The sequence below is a fragment of the Sulfuritortus calidifontis genome (assembly GCF_003967275.1).
Classification (GTDB): domain Bacteria; phylum Pseudomonadota; class Gammaproteobacteria; order Burkholderiales; family Thiobacillaceae; genus Sulfuritortus; species Sulfuritortus calidifontis.
Window position 1 is genome coordinate 1,882,629 of sequence record NZ_AP018721.1, and the last position, 16,174, is coordinate 1,898,802.

The window sequence follows — 16,174 nt, forward strand, 5'->3', positions numbered from 1 at the left end:
CAACAATGGCTGCGAACTGCCGACTGCAAACTGCGAACTCGTTTACATGAGCCAGTCGTCGAGCGTGGTGTCCTTGCTCGTCTCGTGGCGGATGTCTTCCTTCTTGAGCGGGTTGTCGGCCCGGGTGAGCTCATCCTCGTGGATGTGCATCTTGGTCTTGCGCCGCGGCAGGTAGTGGTTGGCCGGCTTGGTGCCCCACTCCGGCATCAGCTGGTAGCCGCCGTTCTCGCGGATGGCGATCGAGACCTCCGAATCCGGGTCGTGCACATCGCCGAACAGGCGGGCACTGGTCGGGCAGGAGATCACGCAGGCCGGCTTGCGCCGATCTTCCGGGATGCTCTCGTCGTAGATACGGTCGACGCAGAGGGTGCACTTCTTCATCACCTTCTGGTTCTCGTCGAACTCGCGGGCGCCGTACGGGCAGGCCCAGGAACAATACTTGCAGCCGATGCACTTGTCGTAGTCGACCAGCACGATGCCGTCTTCCTTGCGCTTGTAGGAGGCGCCGGTCGGGCAGACCGGCACGCAGGGGGCATCCTCGCAATGCAGGCAGGACTTGGGGAAGTGCACGGTCTCGGTGCAGGGGAATTCGCCGACTTCGTAGGTCTGCACCCGGTTGAAGAAGGTGCCGGTCGGGTTTTCGCCATAGGGCCGGTCGTCGAACATCGGACCGGCCTGGCCCGAGGTGTTCCACTGCTTGCAACTGGTCACGCAGGCATGGCAGCCGACGCAGACGTTGAGGTCGATGACCAAGGCGAGCTGGGTCATAGCGAGCCTCTCAATTCAAAATGGCCGAGTTGAGTCATGGTTCCGTCCTCTCGAATCAGTCTTTATTGGTGAATTTACCGGCGAAATAGCTCTGCCAACCGCGCCGCGCGGGGGTGCCGGGCGCGGGGGGTACGGGGTCGAACTGCGGCCAGGTGGCCTTCTCCTCGTCGTCACCGGCCTTGTAGATGCGCACGCGCACGTCGTACCAGGCGGCCTGGCCGGTGACCGGGTCCGAGTTGGAGACATGGGCGCCGGCCTCGTGCGCCGGCAGCTCTTCGCTGATCACGTGGTTAAGCAGGAAGCCCTGCTTGCATTCGTTGGCGTTGGCCTCCAGGTTCCAGGCGCCGGCGGCCTTGCCGATGGCGTTCCAGGTCCAGACGGTGCCCGGCTCCACGGCCTCGGAGAAGCGGGCCATGCAGCGCACCTTGCCGTGCATGGACTCGACCCAGATCCAGTCGCCGTCGGCGATGCCCTGGGCAGCCGCGGTCTTCGGGTTCACATACAGGTAGTTGTAGGTGTGGATCTGGCGCAGCCAGGCGTTCTGCGAATCCCAGGAGTGGTACATCGCCATCGGCCGTTGGGTCACGGCGTTGAGCGGGTACTTGTGCTTGTCGGACAGCTGCGACTCGATCGGCTCGTAGAAGAACGGCAGCGGGTCGAAGTAGGTCTCGATCCGTTTGCGCAGGTGCTGCGGCGGCTGGCGACCGTCGGTCTTGCCCTGGGCGGCCAGGCGGAACTTCTGCAGCACTTCCGAGTAGATGTGGATGTTGATCGGCTCGGCATAGCGGGTCAGACCGTGCGCCTGGGCCCACTGCAGATAGCCCTGGTTCCAGTTGCGCATGTACTGGTAGGACTTGGGCAGGTGGTGGTGATAGACGCAGTTGTTCTTCTCGTACATCTGCCACTGGTTGGGGTTGGGCTCGCCGCGCATGGACTTCTCGCCGCCCTTGCCGCGCCAGCCGGCCAAAAAGCCGATGCCGGAGCCGGGGGCGGTCTCGAAGTTGGTGATGAAATCCGGGTAGTCGCGGTACTTGCGGGTGCCGTCTTCCTTGACGAAGACCGGCAGCTTGAGCCGGCTGCCCAGCTCGATCAGCACCTCCTGGAACGGCTTGCACTGGCCGGTCGGCGGCAGCACCGGGATGCGCACGGAGTCGACCGGGCCGTCGAACTCGGAGATCGGCCGGTCGAGCATGGACATGACGTCATGGCGCTCGAGGTAGGTGGTGTCGGGCAGGACCAGATCGGCGAAGGCGGTCATCTCCGACTGGAAGGCGTCGGCGACGATGAGGAACGGGATCTTGTATTCGCCGTTCTCGTCCTTGTCGTTCAGCATCTTGCGCACCTGCTCGGCGTTCATGGTCGAGTTCCACGACATGTTGGCCATGAAGATCATGAGGGTGTCGATGCTGTAGGGATCGCCGCGCCAGGCGTTGGTGATCACGTTGTGCATCAGGCCGTGCACCGACAGCGGGTACTCCCAGGAGAAGCCCTTGTCGATGCGCACCGGGTTGCCCTGCTCGTCGACAAAGAGGTCGTCCGGATCGGCCGGCCAGCCCAGCGGCATGCCGTTGAGCGGGGTGTTGGGCTGGACGTCCTCGGGGCCCTTGGGGGTCTTCGGGCACGGCGGGATCGGCCGCGGGAACGGTGCCTTGTGGCGGAAGCCGCCCGGCCGGTCGATGGTGCCGAGGATGGACATCAGGATGCCCAGGGCGCGGATGGTCTGGAAGCCGTTGGAGTGGGCGGCCAGGCCGCGCATGGCATGGAAGGCCACCGGGTTGCCGGTGATGGTCTTGTGCTCGACGTCCCAGGAATCGGTCCAGGAGATCGGCAGCTCGATCTTCTCGTCCCGGGCGGTGATGCCCATCTCGTGAGCCAGGCGCCGGATGGTCTCGGCCGGGATGCCGGTGATGTCGGCGGCCCATTCCGGGGTGTACTGCTCGACCCGCTCGGCCAGCAGCTGGAAGGCAGGCTTGACCGGGGTGCCGTCGGACAGCTTGAACTCGCCCAACAGGCGCGGATCGACACCCAGGGTATGGGTCGACACCGGGCGGTTCAGCTCACGGTCCCACCACAGCTTGTTCTGGGCATCGAAGCAGCCCTCCTCGGGCGGCACCTCGAAGCGGACGAACATGCCGTACTCGGGGCTGTTCGGGTCCAGGTTCACCAGCTCGGCGGCGTTGGAATACTTGGCCAGGAAGTCGCGGTCGTACAGGCCCTGCTTGATGATCTCGTGGATCAGCGCCAGCAGCAGCGCGCCGTCGGTGCCCGGCTTGATCGGGATCCACTCGTCGGCGATGGCCGAATAGCCGGTGCGCACCGGGTTGATCGAAATGAAACGGCCGCCGTTGCGCTTGAACTTGGACAGCGCGATCTTCAGCGGATTGGAGTGATGGTCCTCGGCGGTGCCGATCATGACGAACAGCTTGGCCCGGTCGAGGTCGGGGCCGCCGAATTCCCAGAACGAGCCGCCGATGGTGTAGATCAGGCCAGCCGCCATGTTGACCGAGCAGAAGCCGCCGTGGGCCGCGTAGTTGGGCGTGCCGTAGTTCTTGGCGAACAAGCCGGTCAGCGCCTGCATCTGGTCGCGGCCGGTGAAGATGGCGAACCTCTTGGGATCGGTGGCGCGGATCTTGGCCAGGCGCTCTTCCATGATGGCGAAGGCCTCGTCCCAGGAGATCTCCTCGAACTCGCCGCGGCCGCGTTCGGCGCCGGCCTTGCGACGCAACGGCTTGGTCAGGCGGGCCGGCGAATACTGCTTCATGATGCCGGAGGAGCCCTTGGCGCAGAGCACGCCCTGATTCAGGGGATGATCGGGGTTGCCTTCGATAAATCGCACTTCACCGTTTTTCAGGTGAACCTTGATGCCGCAACGGCAGGCGCACATATAACAGGTCGTGGTGCGAACTTCCTCATGCACCGGCGGTTCCATCGTCGTCGTGTTCATAGCGTTCTTCGTATTTCCAATTCAATCCCCGCCGGCGGACAGGCGGAGGGTTGCGGCTGGCACGGCGAGCAAGGTCCGGCACGGCCACCCCCGGTTAGAGGTTTCGTGCAATTCCTTGCCCCAGATCAATTACAAAATAATAATTTTCTCATATTGGCCGACATTAAATCGAGTCTTATTTTGGTCGAAAGCTCGGGAAATGCCCCATAGATCATGAGGGTAATGCCGCTTATGACCCACGCAGGCCAAACCGGAGCCGCATTGCGCCGCACCTTCGTTGCAATCGGGTCGCCATTTCGTCGGCCAACTGCATTTACGCAGTCTAGATTCATGCCGCGTATCGGCAGATTGGTATCATCGCACTATCGCCGCACCCCTATGGGGCAGTAATTCGCCAGAAGGCAAAAGCACCGCATGTCTTATTCGTTCGACGACCATAGCGTCCCCCCCCATTCGATCCGCGCCTTGATCGTCGAAGACGAGCAGCTTTGCCTGGAGGCCACCCGACTGCTGGTCGGCCAGCACTTCACCACGGTGGATGCCGCCGAGACCGGAGCCGCGGCCTACGCCCGACTCGAAGCCCAGGCCTACGACGTGGTCTTTCTCGACCTCATGCTGCCGGATGCCAGTGGCCACGAGGTCATGGAGTTCGTCCGCAGCCGCCACCCGGACACCCTGATCATCGTGGTCAGCGGCGACAGCTCGATCGAGGCCGCGATCAAATCCCTGCGCGGCGGCGCCTACGACTACCTGCGCAAACCCTATCGACCGGAGGAACTGATCAAAAGCGTGCGCAATGCCGTGCAAAAACTGAAGCTGCGCCACGACAACCTGCACTACCAACACCGCCTGCAACAGTCGGAGCAATTGCACCGGCTGCTGGTCAATCTCTCGCCCGACCTGATCTACACCCTGGATACCGAAGGCCGCTTCACCTACCTCAACGACAGCATCGGCACCATGCTCGGCTATGCCGCCGGCGAACTGATCGGCCAGCACTATTCCCGGATCGTGCACAACGAAGACCTCGAGCTCGCCCGCTACCGGGTCAACGAGCGGCGCCGGGAAGGCCGCGCCACCCGCGATCTGGAGCTGCGGTTCACGCGCAAGGAGGGTACGGCCAGCGGCAGCAACGATCTGCCCCACATCGTGGCCGAATTGAGTTCGATGGGCCTGTACCGGCCCAGGCCCGACGGCAGCGAGGAATTCATCGGCTCCTACGGCGTCGCCCGCGACATCAGCGCCCGCAAGCAGGCCGAGGCCACCATCAACTTCCAGGCCTACCACGACCAGCTGACCGGCCTGCCCAACCGCGCCCTGTTCCGCGACCGGTTGAACCAGGCGCTGGCCCAGGCCAAGCGGCAGAACGGCCTGCTCGCCGTGATGTTCCTCGACATGGACCGGTTCAAGAACATCAACGACACCCTGGGCCACCTGATCGGCGACAGCCTGCTGCAGGCGGTCGGCCAACGCATCCGCGCCTGCCTGCGCGAGGGCGACACCCTGGCCCGGGTCGGCGGCGACGAATTCATGCTGCTATTGCCCTCGATCCGCGCCCGCGACAACGCCGCCCTGATCGCAAGCAAGATCCGGCAGGCCCTGCAGGCACCGTTCAACATCGAAGGCCACGAGTTGTTCGTCACCATGAGCATCGGCATCGCCGTCTACCCCGATGATGGCGACTGCATGGAAACCCTGACCAAGCACGCCGACATCGCGCTCTATCACACCAAGGACAAAGGCCGCGACGGCTATCACTTCTTCCTGCACGACCTCAACACCCACCTCAACGGCCGGATGACCATGGAAACCGACCTGCGCCGCGGCCTGCAGCGCGAGGAATTCGAGGTGTTCTACCAGCCCCAGTACGAGGTCGCCTCCCGCCGCATCATCGGCATGGAGGCCCTGGTCCGCTGGCGGCACCCGGAGCGTGGCATGGTCTCGCCCGGCGAGTTCATCCCGATCGCCGAGGACACCGGCCTGATCACGCCGCTGAGCGAACAGGTGCTCCAGCATGTCTGCCGCCAGACCCGGCTCTGGCACGAGATGGGCCTGCCCCGGGTCAGCGTCGCGGTCAACCTGTCGGCCAACCAGATCGAGCAGCCGGAATTCGTCGAGCGGTTCATGGCCACCCTGCTCGCGCACCGGGTGCCGGTGAGCGCCATCGGCATCGAGATCACCGAGAGCATGCTCATGCGCGACCTCGAGGGCACGATCGGCAAGCTCAAGCAGTTGTCCAAGCTCGGCATCGAGATCTCGATCGACGACTTCGGTACCGGCTATTCCTCGCTCAGCTACCTCAACCGGCTGCCGATCGACACCATCAAGATCGACAAGAGCTTCGTCCACGACATCCGGCCGAGCAACAACGGCACCTCCATCGTCGCCGGCATCGCCGCCATGACCCGCGGCCTCAACCTCAACCTGATCGCCGAGGGCGTGGAGACCGAGGCCCAGTTCGAATACCTCGAACGCATCGGCTGCCATGCCTGCCAGGGCTACTACCTGAGCCACCCGCTCGACGCCTCGACCGCCACCCGGGTACTCGGCGCCCAGGCGCTCTAAACCGGGGCGCATCGGCCATGGCTTAAAATAGGCGGAAATTTTCGCCCATTGAACCATGGCCCACGATTTCCGCCGTCCCGACCACATGAGCCCGCAGGTCACCGCCTCGCAATGGCGTGCGGCCATGCGCCTGTTCCCTTACGTCTGGCAGTACAAAGGCCGGCTGTTCGCGGCCATGGGCCTCTTGATCCTGGCCAAGCTGGCCAACGTCTCGGTGCCGCTGGCGCTGAAGGAGATCGTCGACAGCCTGCAGCACCCGAGCACCGCCCTGCTGCTGCCGCTGGCCTTCATCCTGCTCTACGGCGCCCTGCGCTTTTCCAACACCGCCTTCACCGAACTGCGCGACGCCCTGTTCGCCCGCGTCCTGCAGCGGGCGATGCGCGGCGTGATCTACGACGTGTTCCGCCACCTGCACGCACAGTCGCTGCGCTTCCACCTGGAGCGGCGCACCGGCGGCCTAGCGGTCGACATCGAGCGCGGCGCCCGCTCGATCCGCTTCCTGATCAACTTCTCGCTGTTCAACATCGCGCCGACCCTGCTCGAGATCCTGCTGGTGGCCGGCGTGCTGTTCGTCAAGTACGACCCCTGGTTCGGCAGCATCACCCTGATGACCCTGGTGGTCTACATCTTCTTCACCGTGCTGGTAACCAACTGGCGCCTGCGCTTCCGCCGGGCGATGAACCAGACCGATGCCGACGCCAACGCCCACGCCGTCGACAGCCTGCTCAACTACGAGACGGTGAAGTATTTCAACAACGAGCAGTTCGAGGCCGAGCGGCTCAACCGCGACCTCAAGCGGGCGGAGAACGCCGCGGTGCAGAGCGAGATCTCGCTGGCCTGGCTCAACGTCGGCCAGGCCGCCATCATCGCCTGCGGTGTCACCGCCATGATGGGACTGGCCGCCCAGGGCGTGGCCGAGCAGCGCATGACCATCGGCGATCTGGTGCTGGTCAACGCCTACCTGATCCAGCTGTTCATTCCGCTCAATTTCCTGGGCACGGTCTATCGGGAGATCCGCAACGCCCTGACCGACATGGAAAAGCTGTTCGGCCTGCTGCAAAGCCCGCCCGAGATCCGGGATGGGCCGAACGCCAAGCCGCTCGTGGTGACACGGGGCGAGGTGCGCTTCGAACGGGTGAGTTTCGCCTACGACGCGCGCCGGCCGATCCTGCACGAGATCGACTTCAGCATCCCGAGCGGGCGCAAGGTCGCGGTGGTCGGCGCCAGCGGCGCCGGCAAGTCTACCCTGTCGCGCCTTTTGTTCCGCTTCTACGATGTGACGGCCGGCCGCATCCTGATCGATAACCAGGACATCCGCCAGGTGACCCAGGCCTCGCTGCGGGCCGCCATCGGCATGGTGCCGCAGGACACGGTGCTGTTCAACGATACGCTCTACTACAACATCGCCTACGGCCGGCCCGATGCCGGGCGCGAGGAGGTGATCGAGGCGGCCCGGGCGGCCCACCTCGACCGCTTCATCGCCCATCTGCCCGACGGCTATGACACCCTGGTCGGCGAACGCGGGCTCAAGCTCTCCGGCGGCGAGAAGCAGCGCGTCGCGATCGCCCGCGCCCTCCTGAAGAACCCGCCCATCCTGGTGTTCGACGAGGCCACCTCCTCGCTCGACTCGGCCACGGAAAAGGCGATCCAGGCGGAACTCGCCCGCATCTCGGAAAACCGCACCACCCTGGTCATCGCCCACCGGCTGTCGACCGTGGTCGATGCCGACGAGATCCTGGTCTTGGACGGCGGCCGCATCGTCGAGCGCGGCCGGCACGACCAACTCCTGGAGCTGAACGGCCGCTACGCCGAGATGTGGCGCCTGCAGCAGAGGGCCGAGCGTGAGGCGGCCTCGCCTGGCCCGACAAAGGTCCGGAACGCCTGAGCGCTAGCGGTGCTCCGCCTCGTCCGGCTCGGCCAGCCACAGGCTGTGCGCGTCGAGCAACAGCCGGGCGATCGCCAGATTGGCCTCCAACCTGCCCTGCTCGGCCGCCAGCCGCGCCTGGAGCGCCGCCCGCTGGGCCAACAGGGTCTCGCCCAGTCCCAACTCACCCAGGCGGTAAGCGCGCCGGCTGAGTTCGGCATGCCGCTCCACCGCCTCGGCGGCTGCCTTGAGCCGCTGATAGCCCTCGACCCCGGCCGAGGCCCGCTGCCAGTTGCCGGCCGCCTCGGCCAGCAGCCGGCGCCGCACCTGCGCCACGTCCTGCGCCATCGCCTCGGCCTCGGCCCGGTATAGCTCGGCACGCGCCTGCCGGGCGGCGCCGGGCAGGTCGATGCTCAGGCTGACGCCGACGATGTTCTCCCGGCCATCCAGCTCGCGCGCGTAGTGCAGACCCAGCCGGGGATCGGGCAGCCGCTCGGCGCCGGCGCGCTCCGCCTGCAGCCTCAGCCGCTCCTGGGCCCGCTGCACGGCGAGGATTTCATGATTGTGCGCCAGCAGCCGCTGCGCCCAATGCGCCTCGCCCTCCGCCGGCAACACGGGCTCGGCGCTCGCCGTACCGGCCGGCGGCAGCTCGGGGAAATGCGCCACCAGCTCGGCCAGCGCGATCTGCTCACGCGCCTCGGCCCGGCGCAGCTCCGATTCGGCCTGGGCCAGCGCCGCTTCCGCCTGCAGGCTGTCCAGTCGCGCGGCATCGCCGCGCCGGACCCGGATCTCGGTCGTGCGTCTCTGCTCCTGCAGCACATCGACCTGCTGGCGCCAGAGCGCGACCTCGGCGCGCGCCAGCAACCGACCGTACCAGAGCTCGAGCAATTGCCGCGCGGTTTCGTGCCGGGCATCGCCCAGCCGTTCCGCCGCCTCGGCCACGCCCTTGGCGCCGATGGCCCGGTCCAGGCCGGCCTTGCCGGGCAGGCGCAGACCGCGTTCGATGCCGACGCTCCATTCCTGGTAATCGGGCCCGGCGCGCACGCGCCGTTGCTGGCTCAAGAGACTGAGGCCGAATTCGTGCTCGCCTGCCAGCAGGCGCTCACCTTCGGCCTGAGCCGCAGTCAGCCGTGCCTGCGCCGCCTGCACCTTGGGATGGGCATCGAGTGCGCGCACGACGCTCTCGGCCGGCGGCAGATCGGCCGGTGCCTGGGCCGCCACAGCCGGCCCCGCCAGGACGCATCCAACCACCGCCAGCAGCCGCCCCAGGCTCAAGGCAACGCCGCCACGCGCGCGCGTGGCGCGGTCCCGATTCGCCGACTGCCGACTGCCGATTGCCGATGCGTATCTCATGCCAATCTCCCGAAATCGCTGACCGGCGTGAGCCAATAGGCAACATCCGGCTTGGGGAAGCGTGCCTTCAGATGGCCGAGCAGGCGCTCGGCCTGCTCCGCCTCGAGCACGATCTGCAGGGCGACGCGGCCGGCACGGCCGCGCACCTGCTCCTGGATCGAAAGCGACGCGCCCCTCTGGCTGTGGCCTTCGACCTGGCTCAGGGTGAAACCCGAGGCCCATTCCGGATGGATCAGCAACTGCTCCAGCAATTCCTCTTCCAGTGCCCGGGGCGCGACGAGCGTCAACAAGACCAGGTTCATTTCAGCGTCCCTCCCAGAATGAAGCGCCGGTAGAGCACCGGCAGCAGGATCAAGGTCAGCAGGGTGGAACTGAACAACCCCCCCACCACCACGATGGCCAGCGGTTTCTGAATCTCCGAGCCCGGCCCGGTCGCCAACAGGAGCGGGATCAGACCGAAGGCGGCGATGCTGGCGGTCATCAGCACCGGCCGCAGGCGCCGCAGGGCGCCTTCGCGCACCACCGCCTCGGCTGCCAGGCCCTGGGCGGCGAGCTGGTTGAAATGGCTCACCATCACCACGCCATTGAGCACGGCGATGCCGAGCAGGGCGATGAAGCCGACCGAGGCCGGCACCGAGAGGTATTCGCCGGTCAGGAACAGGCCCGCCACCCCGCCGACCAGGGCAAACGGGACATTGGCCAGGATCAGCACTGCCTGGCGGACCGAGCCGAAGGTGGCGAACAGCAGGGCAAAGATCAGCAGCAGCGCCACCGGCACCACGATGGCGAGCCGCGCGGCGGCCCGCTGCTGGTTCTCGAACTGGCCGCCGTAGGCTACGCGGTAGCCCTCCGGCAGCTTTACCTGCCGGGCGATGCGCGCCCGCGCCTCCTCGACGAAACCGACCAGGTCACGGCCCGCCACGTTGCTCTGCACCGTGACGTAACGCACGGCATTCTCGCGCTTGACCGCCACCGGCCCGTCGGTCCGCTTGAGGCGGGCCACCTCCCTGAGCGGGATCGCCAGCCCGCTCGGGGTGGGGATGCGCATCGCCTCGAACAAGGCGGGCGAGGCGCGCACGTTCTCCCCGGCGCGCAAGACCAGCGGTGTGCGCCGCCCCCCCTCCTGCACGAGGCCGAGCCGGACCCCCTCCAGCTGGGCCCGCAGGAAGCCGGACACGTCATCGACGGAGAGCCCGTAGCGGCCGGCCGCCAGGCGATCCACCTCGACCTGGAAGTACTGCACGCCTTCGTTCTTCATGCTGAACACGTCCTGGGCGCCCGGGATGGGTTTGAGCACGGCCTCGACCTGATCGGCCAGGCGATTGAGCTCGCCGATGTCGGTGCCGAAGATCTTCACCGCCAGCTCGCCGCGACTGCCGGTCAGCATCTCCGACACCCGCATGTCGATCGGCTGGGTGAAGGCGTAGTTGATGCCGGGGAAATCGGCCATCACCTTGCGGATCTCGTCCATCAGCCAATCCTTCGACGGCTCGCGCCATTGGTGCATCGGCTTGAGCACCAGAAAGCTGTCGGTCTCGTTCAGGCCCATCGGGTCCAGACCCAGCTCATCGGCCCCGGCCCGGGCCACCACGCCCTTGATCTCCGGAATGCGCTGCATCAGGGCGCGCTGCACCAGCATGTCCTGGGCCAGGCTCTCTTCCAGGCTGATCGAGGGCAGCTTCTCCAATTGCACCAGCAGGTCGCCCTCATCCAGGGTCGGCATGAAGGACTTGCCGATGAAGGGATACATCGCCGCAGCCGCCGCCAGCAGGGCCACGGCCGCGATCAGCACGATGCGCACCCGGGCCAGCGCGTAGTCGAGCACCGGGGTGTAGAGGCGGATGGCCCAGCGCACCAGCCAGGGCTCCTCGTGGGCACCCTCCTTCAGCAGATACGAGGCGAGCACGGGCACCACGCTGAGCGAGAGCAGCAAGGCCGCCCCCAGGGCGAAGACGATGGTCAGCGCCACCGGGATGAAGAGTTTGCCTTCCAGCCCTTCCAGGGTGAGCAGCGGCAGGAACACGATCATGATGATGAGCACGCCGGCGGCGGTCGGCGTGGCCACTTCGCGCACGGCCCGGAACACTTGGTGCAACTTGGGGTAGCCATCTACCGCGGTTGCCGCGATGTTTTGACTTCGGCCGTCCGCTGAGGCGGCCTTAACGCCGGCCTCGCCGGCATGAGCCTGCGCCAAAACATTGTGAGCCAAATGGCTCACAATGTTTTCCACCACGACCACCGCGCCGTCGACCAAAAGGCCGATGGCGATGGCCAGGCCACCCAGGCTCATGAGGTTGGCCGACAGGCCGAACTGGCGCATGAGCAGAAAGGTCGCCAGGGCCGCCAGCGGCAGGGTGAGCGCCACGGCCAGGGCCGCCCGCACATTGCCGAGGAACAGGAACAGCAGCAACAGCACCAGCACCGTCGCCTCGAGCAACGCCCTGGCCACCGTGCCCACCGCCCGGTCGACCAGGGCCGAACGGTCGTAGAAGGGGCGCACCTCGACGCCCTTGGGCAGGCTGGGGGCGATCTCCTTCAGGCGCTGCTTCACCGCCGCCACCACCTGCTGCGCGTTGGCACCCTTCAGGCCCAGGACCAGGCCCTGCACGGCTTCGCCACGGCCGTTCTGGGTGACCCCGCCGTAACGGGTCAGCTGACCGAGGCGCACCTCGGCCACGTCCGCCACCCGCACCGGCACACCGGCGACGTTCTTCACCACGATGGCGGCCAGCTCCTCCAGCGTCCGCACCGCACCCTCCACCCGCACCAGCCAGACCTCCTCGCCCTCGGTCAGGCGGCCGGCCCCGTCGTTGCGGTTGTTGGCCATGACCGCCTCGCGCAGTTCCTGCAGGGTGACCCCACGCGCCGCCATGGCGGCGTTGTCCGGCACGACCTCGAAGGTCTTGACCAGGCCACCCAAGGCGTTGACGTCCGCCACCCCTGGCAGAGTTCTGAGCTGGGGCCGGACCAGCCAGTCGAGCACCGCCCGGCGCTCGGCCAGGCTCAGGCCCTCGCCCTCGACGGTGAACATGAACATCTCCGACAACGGCGTGGTGATGGGCGACAGGCCGCCGCTCACGCCCATCGGCAGATCGCCGAGCACGCCGTTGAGCCGCTCGGCCACCTGCTGGCGGGCCCAGTAGATGTCGGTGCCGTCCTCGAAATCGATGGTGATGTCGGTCAGGCCGTACTTCGAGATCGAGCGCAGGATGCGCTGACGCGGGATGCCCAGCATCTCGGTTTCGATCGGCGCGGCGATACGGGCTTCCACCTCCTCCGGGGTCATGCCCGGCGCCTTGAGGATGAGCTTGACTTGGGTGGTGGAGACATCGGGGAAGGCATCGATCGGCAGGCCGCGCCAGGCCTGGGTACCGGCGCCCACCAGCAACAGCACGAAGCCGAGTATGAGCAGGCGCTGGCTGAGCGAAAATTCGGTCAGGCGGGCGAGCATCACTCGCCCCCCATGCCCTGCCAGGCTGCTTTCAGCGCCGCCACCCCCTCGACCGCGATCGCCTCGCCACCGACGAATGGGCCGTCCACGGCGGCCGACTGGGCCGACTGGGAAAGCACTTTCACCGGCTCGGGCTCGAAGCCGCCCGGCCGTTCCACGAAGACATAGTTCTGGCCCTGCATGCGCACGATGGCCCGGGCCGGCACCCGCCAGTGCCGGGCGCCGGACAGCGCCTCGATCCGAGCCTCCACGTTCTGGTTCAGGCGCAGCAGGCCGCCGGGGTTGGCGATGCTGGCGCGGATCGCCACGGTCTGGGCGGCGCTTACGCTGCCGCCCACCGCAACCACCTTGCCGCTCGCCTGGGTACCCGGCACGCTGATCGCCTGCCCCTTGCGCACCAGGGCGGCCACCTCGGCCGGGGCCTGAATCTCGAGCCACAGCGGGTCCAGCTGCGCCAGGCGCAACAGCGGGGCAGCCGCCTCCACCCGCGCGCCGGTCATCACCATTCGCTCGAGCACCTCGCCGGCGATGGGGGCACCGAGGGTCACACTATCGACCAGACGCTCGCCCCGCTCTACGGCCTGGATGTCGGCTTGCGACAGGCCCATCAAGCGGAACCAGGCGCGCCGTTCGGCCAGGGCCGCCCGTGCCTGCTCGCGCGCGGCGCGCGCCGCCTGCCAGCGTGCCTCGGGGATGATGCCCTCCTGGAACAGGCCTTCGTCCCGCTTCGCCGCCTCTTCGGCCAGGCGCGCCTGCACCGCCGCCAGGGTAAGGTCGCGCTGGCCGGCCATTAATTGCTCGCTCCTGATCGTGACCAGGGCCTGTCCGGCTCGCACCGACGCTCCGGCCGCCACCCGCACGCCGGTGACCAGGCCGGCGACCGGCGCTGCCACTACCCGCTCCTGCCCCGGCGAGACGGTCACAGTCGCGGGCAGGCCGACGCTGATCGCTCCAGCATGTGCGGTCAAGGGCGCGGTGGCGATGCGGAGCGCGGTCCGCTGGGCCGGGCCGATGGGAATGAGCTTGTCGCCGGCGCCGACAGGCAAGGCCAGGGACAAGCCGATAAGCAATGCAAACGCGCGCAGCATGGCGCCTCTCCTGTGTCGGCCGCAAAACGGCCTTGGTAGTGTTCAATCTAGTCGGAATGGAGGCTGCCCGGGATGGACAGCGAAGCCGTTTAAGCGTGCGGCGGCGCGCAGGCGTCGGGAACGAGATAGGAGAAGCGCAGATCGCCCGCATCCGGAACGGTGGGCGGAGCTAAGACATGGCCGGACGAGCGCCCGCCGACCGACAACCACCCAGGCAGCACCGGCTGGGTACCCGGCGACAGCCGCTCATCCTGGCGCGGTTCGATCGAACTGGCCAGGGCGATGACTGCATGATCGTGCCCCTGATGCGTATCGACCCAGGCCGGGCCGTCGCCATGGTAGCCCTGGGCCAGCGACCACTCCGGCAGATGCACCCCGGCATGGTCCTCGGCCGAGGCATGGGCATGCAGCAGCGGCGCCAGGCATTGCAGCCAGGCGAAGAGGATCAGGAAGATGGGGCTCAGACGGCGTTTCACGGCTGGCATTAGAAACTCTTGTTTAGACCGAGTCAAATGTAACGACTGAATCTTAAGCTTTGCTTAAACCCGGACCAGGGCCAGCCAGAGTGGCAGGGTCAGCATCGACAGCAAGGTGGTCACCGCCACCTGGGCGGCGATCACCTGGCCGTCGGCCTGCATGCGCACCGCCAGGACATAGGCCACGGTGGAGACGGGCAGGGCCGCCATCAGGATCGCCGTCTCGAACCAGATGCCACTCAGGTCAAAGGCCACGGCCAGACCCCAGGCGATGGCCGGCAGCAGGATGAGTTTCACCATCACCCCGTACCAGAGATGACCGCGGGCGTGGCCCAGGCCGGCAAGCTTGAGCCCGGCGCCGACCGCGATCAGACCCAGGGGCAGCGAGGCCCGGGCCAGCAGTTCCAGGATGTGATCGAGCAACTGCGGCAGCTGCCAGCCGGCCAGGCTGAAGGCGACGCCACCGGCGGTGGCCAGGATCATCGGGTTGCCCAGCACCTCCTTCAACCAATCGCCCTTGCCATGTCGGGCCAGCACCCAGACCGAGACCACGTTGGCCATGGGCACCAGAAAGCCCATGAGCAGGCCGATGGCGGCAATGCCGGCCTTGCCGTGCAGGGCGCCGGCCACAGCCAGGCCGACATAGCTGTTGAAGCGGAAAGAACACTGGAAGGCGGCGGCGAACACCCGTGGCGGATCGTGGAACAGGCGCTTCGACAGCCAGCCCAGCGCCATGCCGATCAGGGTGAACAGGATGCCGGTGACCAGCATGGGCCAGGCCACGGCGAAATCGATCTCGCCGTGCGCGAGCGAATGGAACAGCAGGGCGGGGAAGAAGACGAAATAGATCAGCCGTTCCAGGTCGCGCCAGAAGGCCTCGGCCGCACCCGACCAGCGCTTCAGCGCCCAACCCAATAAGATCAGGGCGAAGATCGGCAGGATGACGAGGGCGACGGCCATGCCGAGCCAGCCCGCCGGTCAGCGCAGGCTGATCACCGGCCAGCCCGCCTGCTCGGCATGGGCCTTGAGCGTGGCATCGGGGTCGACTGCCACCGGGTGCCGCACCCGGGCCAGGAGCGGCAGGTCGTTGAGCGAATCGGAATAGAACCAGCTCGTCTCGACATCGGCCCAGCTCTTGCCCCGCCCGGCCAGCCATTCTTCCAGGCGCGCAACCTTGCCCTCGCGGAAGGAGGGCGTGCCGACCACGCGGCCGGTGAACTCGCCTTCGATCGCCTCCGGCTCGGTCGCGATCAAGTGCGCGATGCCGAGATGATCGGCGATCGGCCGGGTGACGAAACTGTTGGTCGCGGTGACGATGACGCGCACATCGTCCGCATGTTTTTCCAGCAGGGCCGGCGTGCCCGGCGCCACCATGGGGATGATCTTCCTGGCCATGAACTCGGCATGCCAGGCGTCGAGCTGCGCGCGCGGATGGCGCGCGAGCGGCTTCAACTGGAAATCGAGAAATTCGTGGATGTCGAGGGTGCCGGCCTTGTACTGGTCGTAGAAGGCCTGGTTGCGCGCCTCGTAGACCTCGCGGTCGAGCACGCCCTGCTCGATCAGGAACTGGGCCCACTCGAAATCGGAATCGCCGGCGAGCAGGGTGTTGTCTAGGTCGAACAGGGCAAGACGCACATCGGCTCCTTGTATTAGAACTTGCTAAAA

At 66.8% G+C, this 16,174-nt stretch carries 11 protein-coding genes; 2 read left to right on the forward strand and 9 right to left on the reverse strand.

The genetic code is table 11. From position 1 onward, the window contains the following. Positions 1 to 42: 42 nt before the first annotated feature. A complete protein-coding gene (locus tag EL388_RS09635) occupies positions 43 to 768 on the reverse strand; it encodes a 4Fe-4S dicluster domain-containing protein (RefSeq protein WP_126462952.1) in 726 nt (241 codons plus the stop codon). 55 nt (positions 769 to 823) lie between these two features. Next, entirely contained in the window at positions 824 to 3,712 is a 2,889-nt protein-coding gene (locus EL388_RS09640; protein ID WP_126462954.1) for a molybdopterin oxidoreductase family protein, read from the reverse strand. Between the two features lie 414 nt (positions 3,713 to 4,126). On the opposite strand from EL388_RS09640, the gene EL388_RS09645 reads away from it, so the two are divergent. Then, positions 4,127 to 6,277 carry a putative bifunctional diguanylate cyclase/phosphodiesterase gene (locus tag EL388_RS09645; RefSeq protein WP_126462956.1) on the forward strand — a complete coding sequence of 717 codons (2,151 nt, stop codon included), beginning with the start codon at positions 4,127 to 4,129 and terminating at the stop codon, positions 6,275 to 6,277. Positions 6,278 to 6,332: 55 nt separating this feature from the next. After that, positions 6,333 to 8,162: an ABCB family ABC transporter ATP-binding protein/permease gene (locus tag EL388_RS09650; RefSeq protein WP_420856644.1), complete on the forward strand. Its 1,830-nt coding sequence runs from the start codon at positions 6,333 to 6,335 to the stop codon at positions 8,160 to 8,162. A 3-nt stretch (positions 8,163 to 8,165) separates the two neighbouring features. On the opposite strand, the gene EL388_RS09655 is transcribed toward EL388_RS09650, so the two are convergent. The 7 genes from EL388_RS09655 to EL388_RS09685 all read right to left on the reverse strand — a co-directional run bounded on the left by EL388_RS09655 (position 8,166) and on the right by EL388_RS09685 (position 16,144). Then, positions 8,166 to 9,494, reverse strand: a complete 1,329-nt coding sequence (locus tag EL388_RS09655) for a TolC family protein (RefSeq protein ID WP_126462958.1) — start codon at positions 9,492 to 9,494, stop codon at positions 8,166 to 8,168. Beyond that, a complete protein-coding gene (locus EL388_RS09660) occupies positions 9,491 to 9,796 on the reverse strand; it encodes a DUF3240 family protein (protein ID WP_126462960.1) in 306 nt (101 codons plus the stop codon). The genes EL388_RS09655 and EL388_RS09660 overlap by 4 nt, the downstream gene beginning before the upstream one ends. Further along, complete coding sequence (locus EL388_RS09665) at positions 9,793 to 12,945, reverse strand: efflux RND transporter permease subunit (RefSeq protein ID WP_126462963.1); 3,153 nt, start codon at positions 12,943 to 12,945, stop codon at positions 9,793 to 9,795. The genes EL388_RS09660 and EL388_RS09665 overlap by 4 nt, the downstream gene beginning before the upstream one ends. Then, positions 12,945 to 14,033 (reverse strand): efflux RND transporter periplasmic adaptor subunit, encoded by a 1,089-nt coding sequence (locus tag EL388_RS09670; RefSeq protein ID WP_126462965.1) that lies wholly within the window; start codon positions 14,031 to 14,033, stop codon positions 12,945 to 12,947. The genes EL388_RS09665 and EL388_RS09670 overlap by 1 nt, the downstream gene beginning before the upstream one ends. An 89-nt stretch (positions 14,034 to 14,122) precedes the next feature. Further along, positions 14,123 to 14,518, reverse strand: coding sequence for a hypothetical protein (locus tag EL388_RS09675; protein ID WP_126462967.1), 396 nt, complete (start codon positions 14,516 to 14,518; stop codon positions 14,123 to 14,125). A 54-nt stretch (positions 14,519 to 14,572) separates the two neighbouring features. Then, positions 14,573 to 15,469: an AEC family transporter gene (locus tag EL388_RS09680; RefSeq protein ID WP_126462969.1), complete on the reverse strand. Its 897-nt coding sequence runs from the start codon at positions 15,467 to 15,469 to the stop codon at positions 14,573 to 14,575. Between the two features lie 18 nt (positions 15,470 to 15,487). Next, positions 15,488 to 16,144 (reverse strand): histidinol-phosphatase, encoded by a 657-nt coding sequence (locus tag EL388_RS09685; RefSeq protein ID WP_126462971.1) that lies wholly within the window; start codon positions 16,142 to 16,144, stop codon positions 15,488 to 15,490. Positions 16,145 to 16,174: the final 30 nt, after the last annotated feature.

Excerpts from the sequence above, each read along its gene's own strand:
- EL388_RS09650 (WP_420856644.1), top strand. The coding sequence starts at position 6,333 with ATGGCCCACGATTTCCGCCGTCCCGACCACATGAGCCCGCAGGTCACC.
- EL388_RS09645 (WP_126462956.1), top strand. The coding sequence starts at position 4,127 with ATGTCTTATTCGTTCGACGACCATAGCGTCCCCCCCCATTCGATCCGC.
- EL388_RS09660 (WP_126462960.1), bottom strand. The coding sequence starts at position 9,796 with ATGAACCTGGTCTTGTTGACGCTCGTCGCGCCCCGGGCACTGGAAGAG.
- EL388_RS09680 (WP_126462969.1), bottom strand. The coding sequence starts at position 15,469 with ATGGCCGTCGCCCTCGTCATCCTGCCGATCTTCGCCCTGATCTTATTG.
- EL388_RS09640 (WP_126462954.1), bottom strand. The coding sequence starts at position 3,712 with ATGAACACGACGACGATGGAACCGCCGGTGCATGAGGAAGTTCGCACC.
- EL388_RS09665 (WP_126462963.1), bottom strand. The coding sequence starts at position 12,945 with ATGCTCGCCCGCCTGACCGAATTTTCGCTCAGCCAGCGCCTGCTCATA.
- EL388_RS09635 (WP_126462952.1), bottom strand. The coding sequence starts at position 768 with ATGACCCAGCTCGCCTTGGTCATCGACCTCAACGTCTGCGTCGGCTGC.
- EL388_RS09670 (WP_126462965.1), bottom strand. The coding sequence starts at position 14,033 with ATGCTGCGCGCGTTTGCATTGCTTATCGGCTTGTCCCTGGCCTTGCCT.
- EL388_RS09675 (WP_126462967.1), bottom strand. The coding sequence starts at position 14,518 with ATGCCAGCCGTGAAACGCCGTCTGAGCCCCATCTTCCTGATCCTCTTC.
- EL388_RS09655 (WP_126462958.1), bottom strand. The coding sequence starts at position 9,494 with ATGAGATACGCATCGGCAATCGGCAGTCGGCAGTCGGCGAATCGGGAC.